This is a genomic window from Pelagibius sp. (assembly GCF_965249265.1).
Classification (GTDB): domain Bacteria; phylum Pseudomonadota; class Alphaproteobacteria; order Kiloniellales; family Kiloniellaceae; genus Pelagibius.
Window position 1 is genome coordinate 322,049 of the sequence record NZ_OZ252224.1, and the last position, 23,921, is coordinate 345,969.

The 23,921-nt window shown below is 65.3% G+C and carries 25 protein-coding genes; 12 read left to right on the forward strand and 13 right to left on the reverse strand.

Features of this window, described 5'->3' with window-relative positions; translation table 11 throughout:
• Positions 1 to 171 precede the first annotated feature (171 nt).
• From ACP146_RS01600 to ACP146_RS01625, 6 genes are all read left to right on the forward strand, one after another.
• Positions 172 to 624, forward strand: a complete 453-nt coding sequence (locus tag ACP146_RS01600; RefSeq protein WP_422365015.1) for a nucleoside deaminase — start codon at positions 172 to 174, stop codon at positions 622 to 624.
• A gap of 90 nt (positions 625 to 714) precedes the next feature.
• The gene (locus ACP146_RS01605; protein ID WP_422365016.1) at positions 715 to 1,062 is read left to right on the forward strand and encodes a DOPA 4,5-dioxygenase family protein; all 348 of its coding nucleotides are present in this window, start codon (positions 715 to 717) and stop codon (positions 1,060 to 1,062) included.
• Positions 1,049 to 1,600, forward strand: coding sequence for a TlpA family protein disulfide reductase (locus ACP146_RS01610; protein ID WP_422365017.1), 552 nt, complete (start codon positions 1,049 to 1,051; stop codon positions 1,598 to 1,600). The genes ACP146_RS01605 and ACP146_RS01610 overlap by 14 nt, the downstream gene beginning before the upstream one ends.
• A 150-nt stretch (positions 1,601 to 1,750) precedes the next feature.
• The gene (gene speD / locus ACP146_RS01615; RefSeq protein WP_422365018.1) at positions 1,751 to 2,251 is read left to right on the forward strand and encodes an adenosylmethionine decarboxylase; all 501 of its coding nucleotides are present in this window, start codon (positions 1,751 to 1,753) and stop codon (positions 2,249 to 2,251) included.
• Complete coding sequence (speE, locus tag ACP146_RS01620; protein WP_422365019.1) at positions 2,248 to 3,096, forward strand: polyamine aminopropyltransferase; 849 nt, start codon at positions 2,248 to 2,250, stop codon at positions 3,094 to 3,096. Before speD ends, speE begins: the two co-directional genes overlap by 4 nt.
• A gap of 164 nt (positions 3,097 to 3,260) precedes the next feature.
• Positions 3,261 to 3,635 carry a DUF6176 family protein gene (locus ACP146_RS01625; protein WP_422365020.1) on the forward strand — a complete coding sequence of 125 codons (375 nt, stop codon included), beginning with the start codon at positions 3,261 to 3,263 and terminating at the stop codon, positions 3,633 to 3,635.
• Positions 3,636 to 3,839: 204 nt separating this feature from the next.
• Here ACP146_RS01625 and ACP146_RS01630 read toward each other — a convergent pair whose 3' ends face one another.
• Positions 3,840 to 4,214 (reverse strand): MarR family winged helix-turn-helix transcriptional regulator, encoded by a 375-nt coding sequence (locus ACP146_RS01630; RefSeq protein ID WP_422365021.1) that lies wholly within the window; start codon positions 4,212 to 4,214, stop codon positions 3,840 to 3,842.
• A gap of 185 nt (positions 4,215 to 4,399) precedes the next feature.
• Between ACP146_RS01630 and ACP146_RS01635 the strand changes: the two genes are divergently transcribed.
• Entirely contained in the window at positions 4,400 to 4,852 is a 453-nt protein-coding gene (locus ACP146_RS01635) for a hypothetical protein (protein ID WP_422365022.1), read from the forward strand.
• Positions 4,853 to 4,892: 40 nt separating this feature from the next.
• Here ACP146_RS01635 and ACP146_RS01640 read toward each other — a convergent pair whose 3' ends face one another.
• Positions 4,893 to 5,381, reverse strand: coding sequence for a YybH family protein (locus tag ACP146_RS01640; protein WP_422365023.1), 489 nt, complete (start codon positions 5,379 to 5,381; stop codon positions 4,893 to 4,895).
• 29 nt (positions 5,382 to 5,410) lie between these two features.
• Positions 5,411 to 5,632 (reverse strand): hypothetical protein, encoded by a 222-nt coding sequence (locus ACP146_RS01645; protein ID WP_422365024.1) that lies wholly within the window; start codon positions 5,630 to 5,632, stop codon positions 5,411 to 5,413.
• A gap of 153 nt (positions 5,633 to 5,785) precedes the next feature.
• Between ACP146_RS01645 and ACP146_RS01650 the strand changes: the two genes are divergently transcribed.
• Positions 5,786 to 6,688 carry a LysR family transcriptional regulator gene (locus ACP146_RS01650; RefSeq protein WP_422365025.1) on the forward strand — a complete coding sequence of 301 codons (903 nt, stop codon included), beginning with the start codon at positions 5,786 to 5,788 and terminating at the stop codon, positions 6,686 to 6,688.
• Between the two features lie 10 nt (positions 6,689 to 6,698).
• On the opposite strand, the gene ACP146_RS01655 is transcribed toward ACP146_RS01650, so the two are convergent.
• Both ACP146_RS01655 and purD read right to left on the reverse strand, forming a co-directional pair.
• Positions 6,699 to 7,253 (reverse strand): GNAT family N-acetyltransferase, encoded by a 555-nt coding sequence (locus tag ACP146_RS01655; protein ID WP_422365026.1) that lies wholly within the window; start codon positions 7,251 to 7,253, stop codon positions 6,699 to 6,701.
• The gene (purD, locus tag ACP146_RS01660; protein ID WP_422365027.1) at positions 7,250 to 8,545 is read right to left on the reverse strand and encodes a phosphoribosylamine--glycine ligase; all 1,296 of its coding nucleotides are present in this window, start codon (positions 8,543 to 8,545) and stop codon (positions 7,250 to 7,252) included. The genes ACP146_RS01655 and purD overlap by 4 nt, the downstream gene beginning before the upstream one ends.
• A 117-nt stretch (positions 8,546 to 8,662) precedes the next feature.
• Here purD and xseA point away from each other — a divergent pair, with 117 nt between their 5' ends.
• The 3 genes from xseA (at position 8,663) to ACP146_RS01675 (ending at position 13,096) form a co-directional block, all read left to right on the forward strand.
• Positions 8,663 to 10,105, forward strand: coding sequence for an exodeoxyribonuclease VII large subunit (gene xseA, locus ACP146_RS01665; RefSeq protein WP_422365028.1), 1,443 nt, complete (start codon positions 8,663 to 8,665; stop codon positions 10,103 to 10,105).
• Positions 10,102 to 10,938 carry a M23 family metallopeptidase gene (locus tag ACP146_RS01670; RefSeq protein ID WP_422365029.1) on the forward strand — a complete coding sequence of 279 codons (837 nt, stop codon included), beginning with the start codon at positions 10,102 to 10,104 and terminating at the stop codon, positions 10,936 to 10,938. Before xseA ends, ACP146_RS01670 begins: the two co-directional genes overlap by 4 nt.
• Before the next feature lie 409 nt (positions 10,939 to 11,347).
• Positions 11,348 to 13,096, forward strand: coding sequence for a CAP domain-containing protein (locus ACP146_RS01675; protein WP_422365030.1), 1,749 nt, complete (start codon positions 11,348 to 11,350; stop codon positions 13,094 to 13,096).
• A gap of 48 nt (positions 13,097 to 13,144) precedes the next feature.
• On the opposite strand, the gene ACP146_RS01680 is transcribed toward ACP146_RS01675, so the two are convergent.
• From ACP146_RS01680 to ACP146_RS01695, 4 genes are read right to left on the reverse strand one after another with little or no spacing between them, the layout of a single operon-like run.
• Positions 13,145 to 14,074 carry a lauroyl acyltransferase gene (locus tag ACP146_RS01680; RefSeq protein ID WP_422365031.1) on the reverse strand — a complete coding sequence of 310 codons (930 nt, stop codon included), beginning with the start codon at positions 14,072 to 14,074 and terminating at the stop codon, positions 13,145 to 13,147.
• Positions 14,075 to 14,081: 7 nt separating this feature from the next.
• Positions 14,082 to 15,065 carry a tetraacyldisaccharide 4'-kinase gene (gene lpxK, locus ACP146_RS01685; protein ID WP_422365032.1) on the reverse strand — a complete coding sequence of 328 codons (984 nt, stop codon included), beginning with the start codon at positions 15,063 to 15,065 and terminating at the stop codon, positions 14,082 to 14,084.
• Entirely contained in the window at positions 15,052 to 15,783 is a 732-nt protein-coding gene (locus tag ACP146_RS01690; protein ID WP_422365033.1) for a lysophospholipid acyltransferase family protein, read from the reverse strand. The genes lpxK and ACP146_RS01690 overlap by 14 nt, the downstream gene beginning before the upstream one ends.
• 31 nt (positions 15,784 to 15,814) lie before the next feature.
• Positions 15,815 to 17,653 carry an ABC transporter ATP-binding protein gene (locus tag ACP146_RS01695; protein WP_422365034.1) on the reverse strand — a complete coding sequence of 613 codons (1,839 nt, stop codon included), beginning with the start codon at positions 17,651 to 17,653 and terminating at the stop codon, positions 15,815 to 15,817.
• 172 nt (positions 17,654 to 17,825) lie between these two features.
• On the opposite strand from ACP146_RS01695, the gene ACP146_RS01700 reads away from it, so the two are divergent.
• Positions 17,826 to 18,773, forward strand: a complete 948-nt coding sequence (locus ACP146_RS01700; protein WP_422365035.1) for a diacylglycerol/lipid kinase family protein — start codon at positions 17,826 to 17,828, stop codon at positions 18,771 to 18,773.
• 9 nt (positions 18,774 to 18,782) lie between these two features.
• Here the strand turns inward: ACP146_RS01700 and ACP146_RS01705 are convergent, their stop codons facing one another.
• The 4 genes from ACP146_RS01705 to leuA all read right to left on the reverse strand — a co-directional run bounded on the left by ACP146_RS01705 (position 18,783) and on the right by leuA (position 23,459).
• Positions 18,783 to 19,394 carry a DUF2239 family protein gene (locus ACP146_RS01705; protein ID WP_422365036.1) on the reverse strand — a complete coding sequence of 204 codons (612 nt, stop codon included), beginning with the start codon at positions 19,392 to 19,394 and terminating at the stop codon, positions 18,783 to 18,785.
• A 97-nt stretch (positions 19,395 to 19,491) separates the two neighbouring features.
• A complete protein-coding gene (locus tag ACP146_RS01710; RefSeq protein WP_422365037.1) occupies positions 19,492 to 20,835 on the reverse strand; it encodes a TldD/PmbA family protein in 1,344 nt (447 codons plus the stop codon).
• Positions 20,836 to 21,032: 197 nt separating this feature from the next.
• Complete coding sequence (locus tag ACP146_RS01715; protein ID WP_422365038.1) at positions 21,033 to 21,527, reverse strand: GNAT family N-acetyltransferase; 495 nt, start codon at positions 21,525 to 21,527, stop codon at positions 21,033 to 21,035.
• A 201-nt stretch (positions 21,528 to 21,728) separates the two neighbouring features.
• Complete coding sequence (leuA, locus tag ACP146_RS01720; RefSeq protein WP_422365039.1) at positions 21,729 to 23,459, reverse strand: 2-isopropylmalate synthase; 1,731 nt, start codon at positions 23,457 to 23,459, stop codon at positions 21,729 to 21,731.
• Positions 23,460 to 23,921: the final 462 nt, after the last annotated feature.

A 23,921-nucleotide genomic window follows, 5' to 3' on the forward strand; every position in this document is an offset into this window, starting at 1 on the left:
TCCTTTCCCTCTTGGTCCCTCTTGGGGCCGCCGATTCCTTCCTTGGCGGCGCCATTGACCTCTGGCTTTAACCCAGTTTCCGACGTGGGGCCCCGCGCTGCATTGACCTACCGCAAAGGGCGGGGCAGGCTTCGCGCTCCCAGACGCAAAACCGGAAAGACAGCGGCGCCGATGACAAAACCCGACCCCATGGCCGAGGCCCTGAAACAGGCGGAGGCGGCGGCTGCGCTGGGCGAGGTGCCGGTGGGCGCGGTGCTGGTCGAGATGGCGAGCGGCGAGATTCTGGCGCGGGCGCACAACCTGGTGGAGCGCGACAGCGACCCCACCGCCCATGCGGAAATCCTGGCGATCCGCCGCGCCGCCGCCGACCTGGGTGCGCCGCGTCTGGAGGGCACCGCGCTTTATGTGACGCTGGAACCCTGCGCCATGTGCGCCGCGGCGATCTCCTTCGCCCGGATCGGCCGTCTGGTCTTCGGCGCCTACGACCCAAAGGGCGGCGGCGTCGATCACGGCGCCCGCTTCTTCGAGCAGCCGACCTGCCACCACAGACCGGAGGTCATCGGCGGGGTGCAGGAACAGGAATGCGGAGCGCTGCTGCAGGAGTTTTTCAAGGCGCGGCGTTAGGTGTTTCCTACAGATCACAAGACTGTGGATGGGGGTGACGCCGGCGGCGGCCGGCCCCATATTGAAGCGGAACTCTAGGGAACGCCGCCCATGCCGCTGCAGACGATCGACGCCATTACCGGCTATCACGCCCATGTCTACTACGACGCCGAGACCAAGGCGGCGGCGGCGGAACTACGCGAGGCCATCGAGTCGACCTTCCAGGGTCTGCGCATGGGGCGCTGGCATGACCGGCCGGTGGGGCCGCATCCCTGCTGGAGCTATCAGGTGGCCTTCGAGCCGGCGGACTTCGCCCGCTTCGTCCCCTGGCTGACCCTGAACCGGGGCGAGCTGGTGATCTTCATCCACCCGGAAACCGGCGACGACCTGCCCGACCACCGGGACCGCGCGCTCTGGCTGGGCGCCAAGCTGGAGCTCAATCTCGATGCGCTGCGCTAGGCTGATTTCGTTATTTGCCGCTTTGCTGCTGCTGTCGGCGCCGGCGGCGGCGGAGCCCCGCGGGCTCGACGCGGCGCGCGTGGAAGCGCTCTCCGGCCTGCCGGTGCTGAGCGGCGCGGCGGTGACGCCGGCGGCTTTGGCGGGCAAGGCGGTGGTGGTGGCTTTCTGGGCCTCCTGGTGCCCGCCGTGTCATCCGGAGTTCGACAACCTGAAGCAGGCGCAGCAGACCTACGGTGACGACGTGGCCATCGTCGCCGTGAACATCTTCGAGGAGTTCGGGCGCTTCAAGGGCACGGCGCGGCGTGACGGCTTTCTGGCCCGCAAGGACCCGCCCTTTCACGTGGTGGCCGAGGGCGAGCAGGTCGCTGGGCTGTTCGAGGATGTAGCCCGTATTCCCACGGTTTTCATCTTCGCCCCGGACGGCAGCGCGGTGCTGCATTTCGTTCATGCCGAGGGATCTTCGAAAACCCATGCCTCCTATGAAGAGATTGCCGCCGCCCTCGATGCGGCCCTGGGAAAGCCGCCGGGGGAGGGTTAACGCTGCGGAGCCCGTCTGTCGGCGTTAACCACTGTTACAACAAGGCAAAATTTCACTTGCATTGAATTGCAAAAACACCGAAAACCCGCCCCTCAGTTTTACGCCCTCTCAGTTTTACTGGGTCAATCTACTGGTTGCGTTGGAGGACCGATGTCTCAGGCACAAGCCCTCTTCCAACTGGGGATCGACTTGGACGAAAACCCAAGCGCCTCCAAAACGGAAGAAAACACCACCGCCCCTCAAGCCACGCCCCAAGATGTTGGAGCGGCCGAGGAGCGTAAGGACTTTTTTATCGAGCGCGACGGCGAGCGTTACGCCGGCACCCATCTGATCGTCGATCTCTGGGATGCCGAGGGTACGGACGATCTCGCCTTCGTCGAGGAGACGCTGCGCGACTGCGTGACTGCCGCCGAGGCGACGCTGCTGCACATCCACCTGCACCACTTCACGCCGAACGACGGGATCTCCGGCGTCGCGGTGCTGGCGGAATCGCACATCTCGATCCATTCCTGGCCTGAGTCGGGTTATGCGGCGCTGGACATCTTCATGTGCGGCGACGCCAAGCCGGAGAAGGCGGTGGACGTGCTGCGGGAGCGTTTCAAGCCGGCGCGTCTGGCTGTTGAAGAGCACCGCCGGGGCCGCGGCGTATGAGCCGTTGGCTCATCGAACAGCTGCACGACGATTTCCAACTGGGCCTGAAAGCCGACAAGGTTCACTACGACAGCGAGACCGATCACCAGCGGCTCGTGGTCTTTGAGAATCAGACCTTCGGCCGCGTGCTGACCCTCGACAACGTGGTGCAGACGACGGAGAAGGACGAGTTCATCTATCACGAGATGCTCGCCCATCTGCCGATCCTCGCCCATGGCGTGGCGAAGAAAGTGCTGATCATCGGCGGCGGCGACGGGGGCATGCTGGAAGAGGTGCTGAAGCACCGCGGCGTGGAGAAGGTCACCCAGGTGGAAATCGACGCCGGGGTGATCGATTTCTCCAAGCAGTATCTCGACTCGATCTGTAAGAACGCCTACGACGATCCCCGTCTCGATCTGGTGATCGCCGACGGCGTCGACTTCGTTGCTTCCTGCGAAGAGCGCTACGACGTCGCCATCGTCGATTCCACCGATCCCATCGGGCCGGGCGAAGTGCTGTTCACCGACACCTTCTACGGCAAGGCGAAGAACTGCCTGGCGCCCGGCGGCATCCTGGTGACCCAGAACGGCGTGCCTTTCCTGCAGAGCGACGAACTGGTCAATACCATGCGGGCTTTCCGCGCACTCTTTGCCGATGCCGCCTGCTATCTGGCGACGGTGCCGACCTATGCCGGCGGACCCATGGCCTTCGGTTGGGGCAGCGACGATGCGGCAAAGCGGCAGGTGAGTCTCGCGGCTTTGGAGAAGCGCTTTCAGGAAGCAGGCATCGCCACGCGCTATTACAATCCCGCCGTTCACCAGGCCGCCTTCGCCCTGCCCACCTACATCGCCGAGATGGCGGGTTAGGCAGCACCCAAAAACTGGCTTTTTTGTTCCCCGGTCCGGCAAGGGAGTTGCCGCCCGCTGAGCCTGTGTGTTGCGTGGCAAGCCGATATGGAACACGCTAGCCTGCCTGGATGAATCAGATGCCAGGATATCGATGAAGGTCAACGAAGGGGTTCAAAGCCGACATGGAAGCCGCTGCAGGACTTCTAAAGCTGAAGCCAGGTACTGAAGCGACAATTGAACACTGGAAAGCGACGCTGCAGGCGCGGTCAGATGAAGTGGTCAGCACTCTGCGAAATGAAGGCGTGCATATTGAGTCATGGTTCCAGATAGAGATAAACGGAGAGAAGTACCTTTTGTGGTATATGAAGGCAGAATCAATATCCAAGGCCATTGAGGTTGCCGTCAGTTCGGACCACGATATCGATCAATTTCATTTCACCATGATGAATGAAGTTGTGACGCCTGATGGCAACATCCAAGCGAAGCCCGCATTGGATTTTGCGGTTGAAGAGAACGGTGCAAAAAGTGAGGTAGAGACACCGCGCGACCCAAGCTAGCTCGAGACAACTGTATCCCGGCATTCACATTTCTCTTTACTGCTCGGCGGGGCTCGCGTTTCAGAGCTCGCCATAAAGCCTTCGTAGTAGGGGGCGACCCTGCTTCAGCCTTGACGCCGTCGTGCGGGCGACCGAAGCCGCATGAGAACAGGCGATGTTACTTCATGTAGAGATCGGCGATCAGCACAAAAAAAGCCGGATACTTCAATGGCCCTGGTCTGGACCGATTGCAGGTTCACTTGATGCCTTGAGAAGCTTCTGCAGTATCGTCAAGAACTGTGCCTGTTCCTCTGGTCCGACATCGACAAGCATAGCGTTCACGACTTCAGCCATTGCCCCGCGAAAAGCTGTTACCAGCGCCTCGCCCTCGGGCGTGAGCCGGATCAGTGAAACACGTCGATCCTCCGGGCATTCCATGCGAACAAGCAGGGCCTTGCGTTCAAGGCTTTGGATAAAGCGCGTCATCTGCCCCTTGTCGCGGGCGAGTTTCTTGGCGAGGTCTTGAACGGATATCGGCGCATTCTCCTCGATCGTCATGAGGACCATGCCACCCAGGGGACCCACGTTCGCATCGTCCAAACGCATCGCCTTCGGGTGCAGATCCGCATGGATCCTCCGCATAAGCCGGTCGAGATGAACAGCGAGGGTCAAGGTATCGGTCAGTTGTCTCTCCGTTTAGTTGACTTTATCAACTAATTGCGGGAAGGTCAGGGGCAGATCCCCGTCGCGTGTTGTCAGTTTCCAAGTCAGGCCGGAGCACAATCATGACCGCTATGCATCGCACTGCACTGAAGCTGTCCGCAATCCTTTGGATCACCTGGGGGCTCGTGCATATCTTGGCAGGCCTTATTGTCATTCCAGCCGACGCCTCCGGCGGGTTCCAGGCCATCGCCGACGCCGTTGATCCGGCGTTGCTCCAATATGACTATGCCCCCGCCGTTGGCGCCATACTGAACCAGCATGGTTGGAACCTGCTGTGGGGTGGTGCGGTGACGGTGATCGGAGCAGTCTTCATCTGGCAAGTCAATCTCACGGCGATATGGGTAACGGCAATGGTCGGCGGGCTGTTGGACCTTGGCTATCTTGTCTTCGTCGATCTGCCGGGCTTCGTGAAGTTCTTCCCGGGAACCCTGATGACCATCGTCTCCGCCTCGGCGATCGTGCTCAGCTTCTGGGTCTGGTGGTCGCTGCGTAGCCGTCCGACGACTGAAAACTGACCGATGAGCGGCGGGCCGGCGCCGCTTAGGCACCATGCGCCTAAGCGGCCTCACCGAGCAGGCGGCTGGTGGTCGCCGTATCGGGAAAGGGAATCGCCGCCGAGCCGTGCTCGTGGACGATCAGCCAGTCGCCGTCTTCCTGGCGTTCGAAGATCAGCGTGACCCGCGCTTCGGGAAGGTCGATGGGCGCGCCGTCCTGGGTTTCTCCCTCGCCGGAAAGCGACAGCGTGGTCCAGGCGATGTCGCCCTGCAGGTTGACCCGCAGATCACCGCCTGAGGTCAGGGCCCAGCGTTTCGGGATCGCCATGAAGCCTTCGTAGTAGGGGGCGGCCTTGTCCCAGCCCTCCACGCCGCTGTGCGGACGCCCGAAGTCGTAGGAAAACAGGCGGTGGTCCTTCACGTAGAGATCGGCGATCTGATCCAGGCTGAAGGGGGCCTCGGGGCTGCTGTGCCAGCCTTTTACCCAGGCCTCGGTCTTGGCCGCCAGGGCGGCGCGGTTTTCGTCTGCTTGCGTGTTTTCGTTGCTCATTGGCTTTCTCCTTTGGAGTCTATGTCGTTTCAGTTGCCGAGCCGGGCGTCGGCCCAGGCGATCAGCCGCGGCATCACCACGAAACTCATCAGGGGCACCAGGACCGCGGTCAGCACCAGGGTGCGCAGCGGCAGGGGCAGGGCGGCGAGCAGCGGTTCGCCGATCAGCAGCAGGGCGGTGATCAGCGGCCAGATCGCGATCCAGGTGAGGAACGCGCCGCGGATATGCTTTTGTCGGATCAGTTGGCTCATGGGTCAGTCCTCAAATTTCTCGGGGTTGTCGGTAATCGTCTCTTGGCTTCTTGAGGGGCCGGCTGGTCCCCGGCGCTGTCTTGGAAAGAAGATGACTCCCTGAAGGCTTTTACGGTAGACGGCGATTTAGAGTAATTGTTATACGGTGAACGTATGGGTAATGCCGTCGACACCATCCAGCTTCTTCAGACCTTCACCCGGATTGCCGATGCGGGGTCACTCTCCGCTGCGGCCCGCAGTCTGGGGGTCAGTCAGGCCAGCGTCAGCCGCCAGCTTTCAGCCCTGGAAAGGCGGCTCAACACGGCTCTGGCGCGCCGATCCACCCATGAACTCACCCTGACGGCGGAAGGCGGCGCGTTGCTGCCGCGGGCCATGGAACTGCTGGCGGCCTGGGAGGCGACGGAGGAAGCGCTGGCGGCGGGCAGCCTGGCGCCCAAAGGTCTGCTGCGTGTCGTCGCTCCCACGGCAATCGGCCCGACCATCGTCGCGCCAGCCGCCGCACGCTTTGTGCGGCGCTATCCCGAGGTCGATGTCGATCTGGTCTTTACCGATGCCTCGGTCGATTTGGTCGAGATGGGCGCGGACCTGCAGATCAAGGTCGGCCCGGTGGAACGGCAGGAACTCATCGTGCGGCGCATCGGGGCGGTGGAGCGCTGGTTGGTGGCCGCAGCGGATCTCGACCTTTCAGGGTTCTTCAGTTCTAAAGGCGGTGTTCATGACGGTCTGCCGATCGTTGCCCTGGCGCCCTTGTATGATGGAAGGATTGCGGCATCGCTCGGCCAGGGCCGGTCCGTCAAAATCAACGGACATGTGCGGCTGCGCTGTGAAGTGCTGCACGCCGCCTATCAGGCGGTCTTGGCCGGCGGCGGAGCGGGACTGTTGCCGCGCTGGCTGATCGGCGATGACGTTGCAGCCGGACGGCTGCAACGCCTGCTGCCGGATGCGGCCTTTGCCGCCATTGCGATCCATCTGGTCTTTCCGCCCGGACGCTACCGGCCGCAGCGCACGCGGCTGTTTGCCGAGACGGTCGAAGCCGCGGTCAAGGGGCTTCGCTAAGTCAGCCGTTTCAGGTCTTCGTCAGGCGCTCCATCAGCACCGCCTGGCTGCCCATGAAGTCGGTTTCGGTGAAGTAGGTGAAGCCGCATTTCTCGGCGACCTTCGCCGAGGCGTGGTTCTGCGGATCGAGAATGCAGACGGCGCGCTGCATGCCCAGGGCTTCTTCGCCCCAGGTGAGCACGGCCCGCACCGCTTCGGTGGCATAACCCTTGCCGTGCGCCGAGGGGGCGAGTACCCAGCCGGCCTCCGGTGCGCCCGCGAAACTGGGTTTGATGTCGCGCTTGAAGTCGGCCAGGCCGACCTCGCCGACGAAGCGCCCGCTCTCGCTTTCCTCGACCAGCCAATACCCGAAGCCGAGCAGCGCCCAGTGACCGGCATAGTTCAGCAGCCGCGCCCAGCTTTCCGCCGGGGTCGAGGCCCGGCCGGAGATATAGCGGGTCACGCGCAGATCGCCCCAGAGCGCTTGGGTGTGTTTGTAGTCCGCCGAGGTGTGGCCGCGCAGGGTCAGGCGTTCGGTCTTGAGAATCGGCGGTCTGGCGGCCCGGTCGTTTTCTTTTCCCGTCACGAGGCTGTCTTCTGCTCACGCGCGACGGCGCGCCAGCCGATGTCGCGGCGGCAGAAGCCCTGCGGCCAGTCAACCTTGTCGACGACGGTGTAGGCGCGGTCCTGGGCTTCGGCGATATCGGGCGCTATGGCGGTGACGCCGAGGACGCGCCCGCCGTTCGCCAACAGCTTGCCGTCCGCATCCCGCTTGGTGCCGGCGTGGAAAATCTTGATGTCGTCGGAATTGCCCTCGGCCGTTTCCAGGCCGCTGATTGCCGTGCCCTTTTGGTAGCTGCCCGGGTAGCCTTCGGCCGCCATGACGACGGTCAGCGCCGCCTCCTCGTACCAGCGCAGATCGAAGCTGGAGAGCACGCCGTCGCTGCAGGCGATCAGCGCCGGCAGCAGATCGGACATCAGGCGCATCAGGATCACCTGACACTCGGGATCGCCGAAACGCACGTTGTATTCGATGAGCTGCGGGCCTTCGGCGGTGATCATCAGCCCGGCGAAGAGCACGCCCTTGAAGGGGCGTCCCTCGGCCTTCATGCCGGCCACGGTCGGGCGGATGATGCGCGCCATGGTCTCCTCGATCAGCGCCGGGGTCATCACCGGCGCGGGGGAATAGGCGCCCATGCCGCCGGTGTTCGGCCCCTTGTCGCCGTCAAAGACCTGCTTGTGGTCCTGCGCCGCGGCCAGCGGCAGGGCGAAGTCGCCGTCGACCAGAGCAAAGAAGCTTGCCTCTTCGCCGTCGAGGTAGGCTTCGATGACCAGCTCGGCCCCGGCATCGCCGAAGGCGCCTTCGGCCATGGCGGCATCGATGACGGCGAGGGCCTCGTCCTCGGTCATGGCGACGGTCACGCCCTTGCCGGCGGCCAAGCCGTCGGCTTTCACCACAATGGGCGCGCCTTGCTCGCGCACGTAGTCTTTCGCCGCCTCGGCCTCGGTGAAGCGGGCGTAGGCGCCGGTCGGAATGCCGTACTTGGCACAGAGGTCCTTGGTGAAGCCCTTGGAGCCTTCCAGTTCGGCGGCGGCCTGGGTCGGGCCGAAGGATTTCACGCCCGCTGCCGTCAGCCGGTCCACCAGGCCCAGCACCAAAGGTGCTTCCGGGCCGACGACGACATAATCGATCGCTTCTTCGTTGACGAAGGCCAGCAGGCCGTCGATGTCCTCCGCCGCGATGGGAACGCATTCGGCGTCTTCGGCGATACCGGCGTTGCCCGGGGCGCAGAACAGCTTGTGACAGAGGGGGGAGGCGGCAAGGGTCCAGCAGAGCGCGTGCTCGCGTCCGCCACCGCCGACAACCAGGACTTTCATAACGCCGCCTTCATGTTTTTCGTCTCTCCGGCATGGTCTCTGCCGCGGCGCTCTTGTAGCATGACGACTCCAAGCGACGATCCGAAATTTCACCGAAGAGCCACGAAGAGAGCAGCCTTGCCCGCCGGTCCCAGCATCAGCAACGTTCCGGAGTTTTCCGTTTCCGAGGTCTCCCAGGCGGTCAAGCGAACCCTGGAGGGCACCTTCGAGCGGGTGCGGGTGCGCGGCGAGGTTTCCGGCTTCAAGCGTGCCGCTTCGGGCCATCTCTACATGGCGTTGAAGGACGAAAACGCGGTGCTGGACGGTGTCTGCTGGCGGGGCATGGCCGGCAAGTTGTCGATCCAGCCGGAAGACGGCATGGAGGTTATCGCCTCCGGCCGCATCACCAGTTATCCCGGGCGCTCCAAGTATCAGATCGTTATCGATTCCCTGGAACTGGCCGGCCAGGGCGCCCTGCTGAAGCTGCTGGAGGACCGCCGCCGCAAACTGGCCGAAGAAGGTCTCTTCGACGAGGCGCGCAAGCAGGCCCTGCCGTTCCTGCCGGAAGTCATCGGCGTCGTTACCTCGCCGACCGGGGCGGTAATCCGCGACATCCTGCACCGCCTGGAAGACCGCTTTCCGCGCCGCGTTCTGGTCTGGCCGGTGCTGGTCCAGGGCGAGGGGGCGGCGGAACAGGTGGCCGCCGCGATCCAGGGCTTCAACGCCTTGGCCGAGGACGGCCCTGTGCCGCGCCCCGACCTCTTGATCGTCGCGCGCGGCGGCGGTTCCCTGGAAGACCTCTGGGCCTTCAACGAAGAGGTGGTGGTGCGCGCCGCCGCCGCTTCAAACATCCCCCTGATCTCTGCCGTCGGCCACGAAACCGACACCACCCTGATCGACTTCGCCTCTGATCGGCGGGCCCCGACCCCGACGGCGGCGGCGGAGATGGCGGTGCCGGTGCGCCGCGAACTCCAATTGCAGAACGCCGATCTGGAACGCCGCCTGCTTGCCGCCGCCGGACGCCTGGTGGAAGAGCGCAGGACCCAGGTGGAAGGCCTGGGCCGTGGCCTCGTCGATCCGCGCCGCCTGCTGGAGGAGATGACCCAGCGCCTCGACGAGCGCGCCGAGCGTCTGAAGACGGCATGGGAGGGCCTGATGAAGGATTGCCGGGCCCGGCTCGGCAGGTTGGAAGCGGCGCTGCCCCATCCGCGCCAGCTTGTCGTGGTGAAGGGGGAGCAGCTTGCGGCGGCCGGCGGGCGGCTGGAGACGATCCGTCCGCGCCTGCTGAGCGAACGCCGGAACGCGCTGGAAGGCCTTGGCCGGGTGCTGGAAAGCATGTCCTACAAGAAGGTGCTGCAGCGCGGCTATGCGGTGGTGCGCGGGCCCGAGGGCGCGATCACAACGCCGCAGGGGGTGACGCCGGGCCTGGCGCTGGAGCTGGAGTTTGCCGCGGGCCGGGCAACCGCGACTGGGGGCGAAGTCTCGGGCACTGCGGCCCCTGTCGAAAAGGCGTCCACCAAGTCGCCCGCCAAAAAGAAGAAGACGCCCCCCTCCGATGATTCCCAGGGCTCCCTGCTATGAAATCTCGGTTTCTTTCCGGCCTTCTCTTCTTGTTGGCAATTGCCATAGCGGCCCCTGCTTCGGCGGAGCTGGAATTGAAAGGCGACATGACCCAGGGCGGCCTGATTTTCGGCAAGGTGGCGCCTGGCGCAGCGGTGGCGCTGAACGGCAAGCCGCTGCGCATGACAGAGGACGGCCTCTTCATCTTCGGGTTCGGCCGTGATGCCGCGCCGGCGGCGACCCTGACGGTGACGGGCGCCGACGGCAACGTCACCAGCCATCCTCTGGAGATTGCCCAGCGCGAATACCGGGTGCAGCGCATCGACGGTCTGCCGAAGAAATTCGTGACACCGCCCGACGACGTCCTGAAACGTATCCGCGCAGATGCCGCGGCAGCCGCCAAGGCCCGTGAAATCGACCGGCCCGAGACGGACTTCGGCAGCGGCTTTCGCTGGCCGGCGATCGGCATCGTTTCCGGTGTCTACGGATCGCAGCGCGTTCTGAACGGCGAGCCGCGGCGGCCGCATTTCGGCATCGACATCGCCGCACCCCAGGGCACGCAGGTGGTGGCGCCGGCGGACGGCACCGTCACCTTGGTGCATCCCGACATGTATTTCACCGGCGTGACCCTGTTCCTCGACCATGGCCACGGGCTGTCCTCGGCTTTTCTCCATCTGGAGAGCGTGACCGTCGAGGAAGGGCAGCGGGTGAAGCAAGGCGAACAGATCGCCACCGTGGGGTCCACCGGCCGTTCCACCGGGCCGCATCTGGACTGGCGCATCAACTGGTTTACCGAGCGGCTCGATCCCGCCTTGCTGGTGCCGCCGATGCCCAAGGATGCCACCGCCCAATAGCGCTGCTTTCCCCGCCGCTTCGAAGGCCGCCGCCTTTTTTGAGTCTGCCTGCACGCGCAGGCGGAGGGCGACTCGCTGCCCACCCGCAATCGGAGAGATGCCATAGCTTCGCCACAGAATGCGCCATTCCGGCCTTCTGCTGGTTTCAGCATTGCCGCAGCCGCGCCTTTGTAGGTCATTCTATAAAGGCCGCCGGGGCCGATACCCGCCGTCAGGCGCTCGGCGTCACAGGGAAGCTGCCGCGAAGCGGCAGCACAGCGTGAGCGTGGCCGGGACCTGAACCGGGCCGCACAGCAGTCAATCGGGAGAAGCCGCCGCGGCGCCATCGGTGCGCGCGGGAGGGGAAGGCTTGCCCCGCGCCTGGATTTTCCTGTCCGGGTGAGAGGAGCGTTTTTGAAAGGACCATCGTATGGCCAACCCCAGCAATGCAGAACAATACCAGCTTGAGCTCATCAACCGGGCCCGTCTCGATCCTGAGGGCGAGGCGGCGCGCCTTGGTCTTTCCCTGAATGCCGGCCTGCCCGCCGGCAGCATTTCGGCGCAGGCCAAGCAACCGCTGGCCTTCGATGCCGAACTGAACGACGCCGCCCGGGGCCACAGCCGCTGGATGCTCGACCAGGATGTTTTCAGTCACAGCGGGGCGGGCGGCAGCAGCCCGGGCGACCGCATGCGAGACGCCGGTTATGAGTTCCAGGGCAACTGGACCTGGGGCGAAAACATCGCCTGGAGCGGCACCACCGGCGAAGTGGATGTCCGGGCCCTGACCCTCGAAACCTACGAGGGGCTTTTTGAAAGCCCCGGCCACCGGGAGAACCTTCTCGGCGATGGCTTTCGCGAAGTGGGCCTGGGAATCCTCGAAGGCCAGTTCACCAGCGGGGCGACCTACAATGCCCTGATGGTCACCCAGAACTATGCCCGTTCGGGCGACGACTTCTTCCTGACCGGCGTTGCTTATGACGACACCGACGGCGACGGTTTCTACAGCCCCGGAGAGGGCAACGGGGGTGTTCGTCTGTCGATCCAGGAAGCCGGTGGTGACACCACGGCCGCGACCACAACGGCCAGCGGCGGCTATCAGGCGGCCCTGGACAGCGGGAGTTATGAGGTGACGATCTCCGGCGGCGGGGTTTCGGCGCCGCTGCAGCTCAGCCTCGACGTCGAAGCGGAAAACGTGAAGCTCGATCTGATCGGCAGCGACCGCGTGGCCTCCTCCGCCAATGTGGTAATGGGCCAGAACCTGGCCGCCGTGACCCTTCTGGGTATCGACGACCTGACGGTGGCCGGCAACGCCCTCGCCAACGACATTCTCGGCAACAAGGGTGACAATATGCTCTCCGGCGGTGCCGGGGCCGACAGCCTGATGGGCGGCCTCGGCAATGACACCCTGAATGGTGGCGCCGGTCAGGACACCGCTGTCTATGCCGGGCAAAGGGCCGACTATCAGGTCTCGGCAAGCGGCGACCAGGTGACGGCTTTGACCGGCGGCGAGGGTGTCGACCAGCTCAGCGGCATCGAGTTCATCCAGTTCAATGACGAGACCATTTCGCTGGACCCGGCGGCGACCCCGGTGGCCGAGCTGCCCGAACCCGAACCAATGCCTGCCCCTGAACCGGCGCCGGAACCCGCCCCCGAGCCGGAACCGGCCCCCGAACGGGAACCGGAGCCCAGACCCGAAGCGGCACCCGAACCCGAGCCGGAAGCCGCGCCCGAGCCTGAACCCGAGCCGGAGGTGGTTGCCGGCCCCGAGCCGCAGCCGGAAGCGGAGCCCGGCCCCGGGGCCGCGCCCAATGGCTGCCCGCCGATCGATCTGGTGGCGGAGGACGATGACGACCTCCTCCTGCCCGACGATACGCAGGCAGCGGACGGGGGTTTTCGCGGTTCGGACTTTGGCAATCGTCTGCGCGACCTGCTGGCGGACCTCGAAGACGGCTCGGCGACGGGACAGGAAGTCAGGCTCGCGCTCGATGACCTCTTGGATGAGGCTTTCGAATCCTTCGGCGGCCCCGCCGGGCCGTCACCGGCCGAACCGCAGGTCGGCGGCACCGAGGACAGCGGAATGGATGACGGCGGGGCGTCCTGGAACACCGTGCTCTGCAGCGGGCCTCCCGCTTGCGGCGATCCTCTGCAGCCCGATGCCAGCGCTCTCGAAAACCTCTAGCGTTTGAGGTAAGGCGGGGCCGGTGTTCGCAAGAACCCGGCCCCGATCTTATGGCCGGTCCCAGCGGCGGTGCAGCCAGAGCCAGTCTTCCGGGCGCTGGCGGATCCAGCGTTCCAGGACCTGGTTCACCTCGGTCATGATCGCCACCGACTCGGCCTGTTTGTCGCCCAGGTCAGGCCGCTTCAACTGATCTTCCACCGTCAGTCGAAAGCGGGCGCCGCCAAGGCGTTCCAGATGCGCCGGAAACAGCGGGGCATCGTAATCGATGGCCAGCTTGGCAATGCCGAGGTTGGTGCGCGCCGGCTGCCCGAAGAGCGGCAGGGCGACACCCTGGCTGTTGCGCTGGTCCACCAGGACACCCAGGTTCAGGCCCTGCTGCAGCAGCTTCATGGCATGGCGCGCGCCGTCCACGCCCTTGGGGATCTTGCCCCAGTCACCGGTCGGCCGTTCCCGGAAGAACAGCAGGATGCGCTGGATGTAGGGATTGTTCACCGGCCGCGAGACAACGGTCATGTTGTGACCGTGCTTGTTGGAGACGATGGGCATCAGCTCGAAGTTCGCCATATGGGCGGAGAACACGATGAAGGGCCTGCCCGCGTCGCGCACCTTGTCGGGCAGGTGGGCGTTCACCACCTCGACCCTGCCGGAGGCGGGGTCGGCGATGGTGCCGAGATGCGGATACTCCGCCACCATGCGCCCGAAGTTGTCCCACATGCCGACGGTGATCCGCCGTTTTTCCGCCTCCGTCATTTCCGGAAAGGCGATGGCCAGATGCTTCATGGCGCGGCGGTTGACGCTGAGCCGTGAACCGACGGTACGGGCCACCCAGCCGCCGAGGCCGGAGGCCCAGTCCACCGGCAGCAGCCAGCAGAAACCAAGCACCAGGAATTGCGCCAAGCCTTCGCCAAGCTGGCGCAGTTGGCGCAACGCGCCCTGCAGGGGGCTCCGTCGCCGGGTTCTCTTCTTGTCTTTGGACATCCCCGTCTTATGCCTTGTCCGAGGCGGGCTGCGCCAGTCCGGCAAGCAGCGCCGTGACCGCATCTTCATCGTCCCACGTCAGGATCACATGAAGCACCGTGACGTCGCGCGGCGCTTCGGGGCCCAGGCGGACGGCGTCCTTGGCGGTGGTGACGAGCTTCGCATCGGCGGTCTTTGCCGCGTGGCGCAGGCGCTCAAGGGCGGTGCTGTCATAGGGCTGGTGATCGGCAAAGGCTTCGCTGCCGACGACCTCCGCCCCGAGGTCGCGCAGGCTTTGAAAGAATTTCCCGGGCCGCCCGATCCCGGCAAAGGCGAAGACCCGCTGCCCGGCGAGGCTGTCGTCTCGCGGCAGGAGCCTCGCCCGCAGCACGGGCTTTCCGGCAAAGAGAGGCTCGTCTGCCGTCGTGCCGTCTTTGCTGCCGACCAGCACCACGGCATCGGCGCGGGCGAGGCCGCTTGTCGGCGTTTCGCGTAATGGACCCGCGGGAATGACCCGGCCGTTACCGAAACCATAGGTCCCGTCGACCACCAGCAGGGAGAGATCCTTCTTCAGGCCGGGGTTCTGAAAGCCGTCGTCCATGACGATGACCTCGGCGCCCTCGGCAACCGCGGCCTTGGCCCCGGCGACGCGGTCGCGGGCCAGCCAGGTCGGGGCGGCTGCCGCCAGCAGCAGGGCCTCGTCGCCGACCATGGCGGCATCGTGGCTGCCCGGCTGAACCCGCAGCGGCCCGGTCTCGCTGCCGCCGTATCCGCGGGTGAGCGCCGCCGGCTTCAGGCCGCTTTCCCGGAGCATGTCGATCAAGGCCAGAGCCACCGGCGTCTTACCCGCTCCGCCGGCAACCAGGTTGCCGATGCAGATGACCGGCACGTCCACCGATTGAGGCGAGACCAATCCGCGGCGCAAAACCCCTGCCAGATGATAGGCGGCACCCAGCGGCGCGAGCAGCCGTGCCGCCAGACCGCTTTCGGACCAGAATTCAGGGGCGCGCATGGCGGCGAGGCCCCTCGTCAGGAGAGGCGGCCTTGGTTTCTTCCTGTCCCAGGCTGCGTTCGGCCTCGTTGGTCAGATCGTTGAGATTTTGCTCGATGGCGAGGCGGCAGCGTTCCAGTTCGGCCTCGTCCGCATCGCGGGCGACGTAGATCGGCGGCCCCCAATAGACCGGCGCCCGCGACAACGGCAGCGGCAGGCAGAAGCGGTCCCAGGTCTGGAAAAGGCGTCGCGGGCGGGCGCTGCCGGTGAAAGCGACCAGGGGAACCCCGGTCATCTGCGCGGCCTTCACCGCGCCGGCTTTCACATGCATGCGCGGCCCCTTGGGGCCGTCGGGGGTGATCGCCAGGGGTATGCCGCCGCGCAGCAGACGGCTCATCTCGCGCAGCGCCATGGCGCCGCCGCGGCGGCTCGATCCCGATACCGAGGTGTAGCCGATGCGGATCAGCGCGTTGGCGATCATTTGACCGTCGCGATGGCCCGAATTCAGGAAACCGAGTTTCTTCGGCCGTTTGCGCCAGGCGCCGGCCAGAAAGAACATGCGGCCGTGCCAGTAACAGATGATGACCGGCTTGCCGGCTTCCAGCAGCTTTCGGGTTTCCGGATCGATGCGGCGCTGCCAGCGCACCGTCAGATAGAACAACCAGATAACACCCGCCAGGATCGTCGAAAGCATCGACTGGACGGTTCCGGACTTGAGCCAGGTCTTGAGGATTTTCACGGGCGCGCGGCTCTGGGAAACGGATCCCGGCTCAGGCCTGGACCCGCAGGTCCTTGCCGGAAGCCTCGTCCTGCGTTGCGGCCGGTTCCTGCTGGGCGAACTGCAGGGCATAGAGCCTTGCGTAGTGCCCGCCGCGGGCCAGCAGTTCGCTGTGGCTGCCCTGCTCGACGATGCGGCCCTTGTCCATCACATAGATGATGTCGGCATCAACCACAGTGGAAAGGCGGTGCGCGATGACGAAGGTGGTGCGCCCGGAGATGAGCTTGTTGAGGGCGGCCTGCACATGGCGTTCCGACTCGCTGTCCAGTGCCGAGGTCGCCTCGTCGAGCAACAGGATCGGCGCGTCCTTCAGGATCGCCCGGGCGATGGCGATGCGCTGCCGCTGGCCGCCGGAAAGGTTGCTGCCGCGCGGGCCGACCTGGGTCTCATAACCGCCGGTCAGTTCCTTGATGAAGCCGTGGGCACCGGCCATCTGGGCGGCCTTCTCAATCTCTTCCGCAGAGGCGCCGGGGCGCCCATAGGCGATGTTGGCCCGCACGGTGTCGTCGAACAGCAGAATTTCCTGACTCACCAGGGCAACGGAGTGGCGCAGCGAGTCCAGGCTCACCGAGCGGACGTCCTGATCGTCGATGACGACGCTGCCTTCCTCCGGATCGTAGAAGCGCGGGATCAGGTTGAGGATGGTCGACTTGCCGGCGCCCGAAGGCCCGACCAGGGCCACGGTCTTGCCGGCCGGTGCCTCCAGGTCGACGCCGTGCAGTGCCGCCTTGGCGCCGTCGTATGAAAAGTGCACGTCTTTGAAGACCACCCTGCCGCCGGCCATGGCGATCGGCTTGGCATCGGGCGCATCGCGGATCTCCGTTTCCTGATCGAGCACGTCGAAGACCCGCTGGGCGGCGGCCAGGCCGTTCTGCAGCATGCCGTTCAGTTTGCTGAGGCGTTTCAGCGGTTCGTAAGCGAGCAGCAGCGCGAAGATGAAAGCAAAGAGCGATCCGGGCTGGCGGTTGCCGGCAATCACTTCGCTGCCGCCGTAGAGGATGACCGCGGCGATGGCAAAGCCGCCCAGGGCCTCCATGATCGGATGGATGGTGTTGCTCACCCGCGCCGACTTCATGTTGAGTTCGAAGACTTCCTCGATGGCTTCCTGCGCGCGTTTGGACTCGTAGCCTTCCATGACATAGGACTTCACATGGCGGATGCCCTGGAAGGCTTCGTCCAGCAGCGTGGTCAGGCGCCCGACCTGAATCTGGTTCTTGCCGGAGACCTTGCGCATGGAACGTCCGACCCTGACCGAGGGCAGGATCGCCAGCGGCAGGATCACGGTGGTCACCATGGCCAGCAGCCAGTCTTCATAGAACATCACCCCAATCAGGGCGACGGCGGTCAGGCTGTCCTTGCCGATGGCGGTCAGGGTGTTGGAGGTGGTATTGCGCAGCAGGTTCACGTCGTTGATGAAGCGCGACACCAGGGCGCCGGGCGCGTTGTGGTGGAAAAACGCCAGGTCGGCGCCGATCAGCTTGTCGAAGAGCTGCTGCTGGATCTTGGCGACCACCCGATGCCCGACGATGCTCATCAGCACCGCCTGGCCGTAGGCGGCGAAGCCGCGCAGCGTGAACACGGCGATGGTGGTCAGGGCGACGGGGTAGAGCAGATCGGCGCGCTTCGCCCCGAAGATGTCGTTGACCACCGGCTTGATGAGCTGGGTGAAGCCCGCCGTGGTTCCCGCCACGATGGCCATGCCGACAAGGGCGAAGGCGATGCGCAGCTTGTGCTCGGCGACGTAGTCGCGCACCAATCGGCGCACCAGAACCTTGGTCGACTCGTCGCCAAGGTCGATTTTCTGCTTCTTTGTCTTGGTTTTCTCTGACAAATCGCTCTGCCGTGCCGCCGCGGGGGGACAGGCCGTCGGGCCGTTGATGGGATGCGCAGCTTACCATGCCCCCCAGCGGGAGGTCACGGCCTCAAGAGGCGCGGAACCCCTGGGTAAAGCCCCGGACCGCGAAGCGCAAGAAGAGAGGTTAGACAACTGGGGCGAAGGCCCTATGATCGCCGCCATCATGTCGGATTCGACCTCAAATCGCGGCGCGGCGCGACGGCTGCTGGTGATCTATAACCCGACGGCGGGCGGCAGCCGGCGGCGGCGCTTTGAAGCCGTTCTGGCCGAGTTGGCCGAACTGGGCTGTCCGATGGACGTGCGTCCGACGACCGGCCCCGGCGATGCCGGGCATTTTGCCGCCGAAGCCGATGCTACGGCACATGACCTGGTGGTCGCTGCCGGGGGCGATGGCACCATCAACGAGGTGGTCAACGGCCTGGTCGGCTTGCCGGCGCCCGGCAAACGCCCGCCCCTGGCGATTCTGCCGCTCGGTACCGCTAATGTGCTCGCCGCCGAGTTAGGCTTGCGGATCGTGCCCCGTGATATTGCCAGCGTCATTGCCCAGGGCGCGATCCGCCCGGTCAGTCTCGGCCAGGCCGAGGGCGCTGATGGACAAGCGCGTATCTTTTCGCTCATGGCCGGCGCGGGCTTTGATGCGCGGGTCGTGGAATCCCTCGATCTGCGCCTGAAGCGGCTGCTCGGCAAGGGCGCCTATGTGGTGGAAAGCCTTCATCAGATGTGCCGCCGCCAGCCGCCGCCGCTGCGCGTTACCGTCGACGGGCGCGAATACGAGTCGGCCTCGGTCGTCGTCAGCAACGCCCGTTTTTATGCCGGCCGCTATCTCCTGGCGCCGGAAGCGCGCCTCGACGAGCCGCTGCTCCATGTCTGCCTGTTCCGCTATGGCGACGCCTTCAACACCCTGCGCTATGCGTTGGCGCTGCAGCGCGACCGGCTGCCGGTCTCCCGCGGTTTCAAGATCGTCAGTGGCCGGAATATCCGCATCGAGGGCGAGAACACCGCGCCGCTGCAGGCCGACGGCGACATCGTCGCCCGCCTGCCGGTCAATATCCGGCCTCTGCCGGACGCGCTGCAGATGGTGACCGCCGTCAGTTAGGGGGTTCGCCTAACCGTCCTTTTGGGGAAAGGCGGTCGCCGTCATTTTGCGGCAGTGATCGCGGACATCCTGCGGCCAGTCCGAAATGAGGTCAGCGAAACGATCCCGGTCTCCGGCGAAGAGGGCCCTCGTCGCCTCCTCGAAGCCCGGCAGGTCGCCGGCCATCACCGACATGAAACCGTAGGCGGTTTCGCGTTCCTGCCTTGGCGAGGCCAGATCGCTGCGCCGGGCGGCCTCGACCAGTTTGCGCAGGCTCGCGGAGGCGCCGCCGGGCTGGCTGCGCAGCCAGTCCCAATGCCGCGGCAGTAAAGTGACTTCGCCGGCGACCACGCCGAGCTTGGGGCGTCCCCGCGGACGCCGGGACCCACCGCCAGCGGGTTTCTCCGCGGGTTTTTCTGGGGCCCCGGACGGGGTCGCGAGACGGGCGATGATATCCTCGGCGTCGCCCCGGGTGTCGACATCGACGACCCGGCCGCTGGCATTGTCGAACACCAGAAGCGGCGCTTCGACGCCCTGCTCCTCGGCGGCTTTCACTGCCAGGGTAACCTCGGCCAAAGATCCGGCGGCGAGGCGGGTGAAGCCCTCAAAAGCCGTGAAATGGCGGATTTCTGTTCCTGACATAACGGTTTCTCCCGGGAATCGCGAACGCTCCCGAGAATTTATACCCGGATAAAAATCCTTGTCAATTTTATCCGGGTATAAATAGAGCTTTTTCCGATCAGGCGCCGGCCAGGGTCATCCCCTCGATGCGCAGGGTCGGGGCGTTGGCGCCGTATTTGAAGACCAGATCGTCGGCCGGTGTCAGGTTCAGGAACATGTCTTTCAGGTTGCCGGCCACCGTGGCCTCGGAAATCGGCGCGCCGAGCTTGCCGTTTTCGATGCGGAAGCCCGAAGCGCCGCGCGAATAGTCGCCGGTTACCCCGTTGATTCCCATGCCCATCATGCTGGTCACGTAGAAGCCCTTGTCGATGTCGGCCATCAGGGCCTCGGGGCTTACCTTGCCCGGCGCCATGTAGAGGTTGGAGGTCGAGGGCGACGGCGGGGAGGAGGTGCCGCGCGCGGCGTGGCCGGTGCTCTTCAGGCCGAGCTGGCGGGCCGAGCTGAGATCGAGGATCCAGGTGGTGAGCTTCCCGCCCTCGACGATGTTGAGCTTGCGGTTGGCAAGCCCCTCGCCGTCGAAGGGCTTGGAACTGAGGCCGTGGGGCCGGTGGGGATCGTCGATGATGGTGATGCCCTCGGCGAAGATCTGTTCGCCCAGCTTGTCCTTCAGGAAGGAGGTGCCCCGCGCGATGGAGGGACCGGAGATCGCCCCGGCCAGATGGCGCAGCAGGCCCATGGAGACCCGGGGGTCATAGACGATGGGCAGTTTTTCGGTCTCCGGCTTGTGGGCGCCGAGGCGGCGTACGGCGCGCTCGCCGGCGGTGCGGCCGACCGCACCGGGGTCCTCCAGTTCGCTGCCGAAGACGGCGGAGGAGAATTCGTAGTCGCTTTCCATGCCCAGGCCCTCGCCCGCGACCACCGAGACCCCCACCGAGTGGCTGGAGCGGGCATAGCTGCCGGCAAAGCCGTTGGAGGTGACCAGCGCGATCTGCACCCGGCCCCAGCCGGCCTCGGCGCCTTCGGAGTTGGTCACGCCGCTTACCGCCCGGGCGGCTTCTTCACAGGCGCGGGCGCGCTCGATCAGCACCTCTGCGGCGGGTTCCTCGGGATCGAGGATATCCAGTTCGGGAATGGCGGCGGCCAGCTCGCCTTTATCGGCGAGGCCGCAGTAGGGGTCTTCCGGCACCACCCGGGCCATGGCCACAGCGCGCTCGACCAGTTCGTCCAGGCTCGCCTTGCCGAGATCGGTGGAGGAGACGATGGCCTGGCGCTTGCCGATCATGACCCTGAGGCCGACGTCCTGGCTCTCCTCGCGCTCCAGTCGTTCGGGGTTTCCGAGGCGCTGGGAGTGGGAGAGTCCGATGGATTCGAAGAGCACGGCATCGGCGGCTTCGGCCCCGGTCGCCTTGGCTTTGCCGATCAGGTCTTCGAGCAGGGAGAGAGGGTCAACGGACGCGGTCATGGGGCCTCGCAGGGAAGAGAACAGGTGTGACCTTCAATATAGGGGCTGACCGGCGAAGATGCATCCGGGTGGTTTTCGACTTGCGTCGAAGCGGTTCCGGCCCGCTCCCCCTCCCGGCCACCCACTAGGATAATCTCATGGGTGGCCGGGAGGGGGAGCGGGCCGGCGCCGACTGCACTGTGAAAGGCGACAGCCGTTCACAACTCATAATGCAACAAAGGCAGGAAGCGTTCGGCACCGCTGGTGGTTTTGATCGGCGAGCGGATCTTGCCCGCCAGCGTCGCCCCCATGGCGCGGTAGAAACCGAAGGCGAAGGGATCGCTTTCGATCTTCAGCCGCTGGTAGCCCTCGGCCTGGGCCTTGGCCACCAGATTCTGCCACATCGCCCGTCCGATTCCCTGGCCGATCGCCGCCGGCTCGATGAAGAACAGCGGAACGGCGGCTTCCTGTGGGCGCTCGCCGGGGATCAGGGCGTAGAGGCCCAGGATGGTTTCTTCTTCGATCAGGACCATCACCCGCCCGGCGGCAACGTCCGTGGGACGGACGGTAAGGCCGGCGCGGCAGGCCTGAAGGAAAGCGGGTTCGTAACCCCAATAGGCTTTGGAACGCAGGGCGAGGGCGGTCAGCACGCCACACTCGTGGGCTTCTGCAGGGCGGAGGAACCGCCCGGGCAGGCCGGGCAAACCGGACATGACGCATCACCTCGTGATGTCGGGCCGCCAGCAGCTACCCAGGCTGCTGAAAGCCCGCTCTCTCCCGCTGTGTGCATAGCCTGCTGCAGGCCGCAGCGCCAAAGACTTTTACGGGGTAAAGCGAAGGGGGCGGTAACTCAGGGGGGGAGGCGCGACCGGCTTTACTGCGCGTTGCTTGCAGTAAAGCCGGAAAGCCTGCCGTCAGGCGGCTCGGCCGGGCGCTTTGGGCTCGGCGGCGACCATCTGATTCACCGCCGAGAGCACGGCATCCAGAGAGGCAACCACGATGTTGGCGTGGCGCCCGACCCCCCAGTAGATGGTGCCGTCGGCCGCTTCGGCCTCCACATAGGCCACCGCCTTGGCATCGGCACCGGAACTGACGGCATGCTCGTGATAGTCGTGCACCTTTACCTCGACGCCGCAGTCCCGGCGCAGCGCGTCGACGAAAGCGGCGATCGGGCCGTTGCCGCTGCCGCGGATTTCGCGCTTGGTCCCGTCGACGGTGATCATCGCGGTCAGCACCCGCTTTTCCGAAGCATGGGTGTCGGGCACCGAGCGGTGCTCGACGAAGGCGTAGGGCTGGCGCGGCGTCAGATAGGTCTGCTCGAAGAGTGACCAGATCTTGTGCGGGGTGATCTCCTTGCCGCTGGTGTCGGCTTCTTCCTGCACCTTCTGGGTGAAGGCGGCCTGGAGCTTGCGCGGCAGGTCCAGGCCGTATTCGGTCTGCAGGATATAGGCGACGCCGCCCTTGCCGGACTGGCTGTTGATCCGCACCACGGCCTCGTAGGAACGCCCGACATCCTGCGGATCGATGGGCAGATAGGGCACCTCCCAGAGGCCGGAGTTGCTCTGCTTCATCGCCGCCATGCCCTTCTTGATGGCGTCCTGGTGGGAGCCGGAGAAGGCGGTATAGACCAGGTCGCCGGCATAGGGATGGCGCGGGTGGACCGGCAACTGGTTGCAGTACTCGGCGGTTTCGCGGAGCCGGTCGATGTCGGAGAAGTCGATGCCCGGATCGACGCCCTGGGTGAAGAGGTTCAGGCCCAGGTTCACCACGTCGACGTTGCCGGTGCGCTCGCCGTTGCCGAACAGCGTGCCTTCGATGCGGTCAGCGCCCGCCATGACGCCCAGTTCGGCCGCCGCCACGCCGGTGCCGCGGTCGTTATGCGGATGCAGCGACAGGACGATGGAATCGCGGTTCTTGATGTTGCGGTGGAACCACTCGATCTGGTCGGCGTAGATGTTGGGCGTCGACATCTCCACCGTGGCCGGCAGGTTGAAGATGGTCTTCTTCTGGGGCGTCGGCTGCCAGACGTCCATCACCGCCTCGCAGATCTCTTTGGCGAAGACCATCTCGGTGCCGGTGAAGCTCTCCGGCGAGTACTGGTGGATGATTTCCGTCCCGCTCATCCCCTTGGCCAGGTCGCGGATCTGCTCGGCGCCCTTCACGGCGATGTCGACGATGCCGGCCTGGTCGAGGCCGAAGACCACGCGGCGCTGCAGGGTGGAGGTCGAGTTGTAGAGATGGACGATGGCGCGCCTGGCGCCGGCAATGCTCTCGAAGGTGCGCTCGATCAAATGGTCGCGCGACTGGGTCAGCACCTGGATGGTGACGTCGTCGGGGATCAGGTCTTCCTCGATCAGCGCCCGTACGAAGTCGAAATCGGTCTGCGAGGCCGAGGGGAAACCGACCTCGATCTCCTTGAAGCCCATCTCCACCAGCAGGGCGAACATGCGCCGCTTGCGCGGACCGTCCATGGGCTCGATCAGGGCCTGGTTGCCGTCGCGCAGATCCACCGAACACCAGATCGGCGGCGCGGTGATGACCCGGCCCGGCCATTGGCGATCCGGCAGGTCGATGGGTTTGAAGGCCGTATACTTTTGGCTCGGGTCCACCCCGGCGGTGTTGTTGGGCGGCGTTTTGCGGTTCATTGTCTTGCTTCCTTCTCCCGGCGGGGCGAATTTTAAAGGGCGCGGTCTCTGCCTTTGTGGGGACCTGCGGCCCGCCGGCCTGATGTTCTGAATATCGTTGGTTATACGGTGGCCTCGTCTACAGCCGCTGCAGCGCCACGGATCAGGCGCAGCGGCCGCCGGTAAGTCGCAGGCAAAGAGCTTGGGTCAGCCCGCCGGGGCCTGCGGAAATCTTACGGAAACTGCTGTTTTTCTGGGGCTTCACGCTCATCGGAGCGAACCTCTTTCAGGGTCGGAACTGTCGGACGACGGCTTTATCCGGCGCGCTTCTAGGCGGCCGGGGCAATAAGTCGTAGCGACAGATATCCCTGAAATCCGGTCATAACGCTGGGAAATTAGGCGTCGGGCCGGTTCCCGTCAAGACCTTAAGGCCGCCGGGTCCCGGTCTGCCCGGACAGCCGGTTGCAAAGCAAGAATCGGATG

Excerpts from the sequence above, each read along its gene's own strand:
- ACP146_RS01635 (WP_422365022.1), top strand. The coding sequence starts at position 4,400 with ATGACCGCTATGCATCGCACTGCACTGAAGCTGTCCGCAATCCTTTGG.
- ACP146_RS01680 (WP_422365031.1), bottom strand. The coding sequence starts at position 14,074 with ATGTCCAAAGACAAGAAGAGAACCCGGCGACGGAGCCCCCTGCAGGGC.
- ACP146_RS01610 (WP_422365017.1), top strand. The coding sequence starts at position 1,049 with ATGCGCTGCGCTAGGCTGATTTCGTTATTTGCCGCTTTGCTGCTGCTG.
- ACP146_RS01645 (WP_422365024.1), bottom strand. The coding sequence starts at position 5,632 with ATGAGCCAACTGATCCGACAAAAGCATATCCGCGGCGCGTTCCTCACC.
- leuA (WP_422365039.1), bottom strand. The coding sequence starts at position 23,459 with ATGAACCGCAAAACGCCGCCCAACAACACCGCCGGGGTGGACCCGAGC.
- ACP146_RS01715 (WP_422365038.1), bottom strand. The coding sequence starts at position 21,527 with ATGTCCGGTTTGCCCGGCCTGCCCGGGCGGTTCCTCCGCCCTGCAGAA.
- purD (WP_422365027.1), bottom strand. The coding sequence starts at position 8,545 with ATGAAAGTCCTGGTTGTCGGCGGTGGCGGACGCGAGCACGCGCTCTGC.
- ACP146_RS01640 (WP_422365023.1), bottom strand. The coding sequence starts at position 5,381 with ATGAGCAACGAAAACACGCAAGCAGACGAAAACCGCGCCGCCCTGGCG.
- ACP146_RS01670 (WP_422365029.1), top strand. The coding sequence starts at position 10,102 with ATGAAATCTCGGTTTCTTTCCGGCCTTCTCTTCTTGTTGGCAATTGCC.
- ACP146_RS01625 (WP_422365020.1), top strand. The coding sequence starts at position 3,261 with ATGGAAGCCGCTGCAGGACTTCTAAAGCTGAAGCCAGGTACTGAAGCG.
- lpxK (WP_422365032.1), bottom strand. The coding sequence starts at position 15,065 with ATGCGCGCCCCTGAATTCTGGTCCGAAAGCGGTCTGGCGGCACGGCTG.
- ACP146_RS01710 (WP_422365037.1), bottom strand. The coding sequence starts at position 20,835 with ATGACCGCGTCCGTTGACCCTCTCTCCCTGCTCGAAGACCTGATCGGC.
- speE (WP_422365019.1), top strand. The coding sequence starts at position 2,248 with ATGAGCCGTTGGCTCATCGAACAGCTGCACGACGATTTCCAACTGGGC.
- ACP146_RS01600 (WP_422365015.1), top strand. The coding sequence starts at position 172 with ATGACAAAACCCGACCCCATGGCCGAGGCCCTGAAACAGGCGGAGGCG.
- ACP146_RS01675 (WP_422365030.1), top strand. The coding sequence starts at position 11,348 with ATGGCCAACCCCAGCAATGCAGAACAATACCAGCTTGAGCTCATCAAC.
- ACP146_RS01700 (WP_422365035.1), top strand. The coding sequence starts at position 17,826 with ATGATCGCCGCCATCATGTCGGATTCGACCTCAAATCGCGGCGCGGCG.
- speD (WP_422365018.1), top strand. The coding sequence starts at position 1,751 with ATGTCTCAGGCACAAGCCCTCTTCCAACTGGGGATCGACTTGGACGAA.
- ACP146_RS01650 (WP_422365025.1), top strand. The coding sequence starts at position 5,786 with ATGGGTAATGCCGTCGACACCATCCAGCTTCTTCAGACCTTCACCCGG.
- ACP146_RS01705 (WP_422365036.1), bottom strand. The coding sequence starts at position 19,394 with ATGTCAGGAACAGAAATCCGCCATTTCACGGCTTTTGAGGGCTTCACC.
- ACP146_RS01605 (WP_422365016.1), top strand. The coding sequence starts at position 715 with ATGCCGCTGCAGACGATCGACGCCATTACCGGCTATCACGCCCATGTC.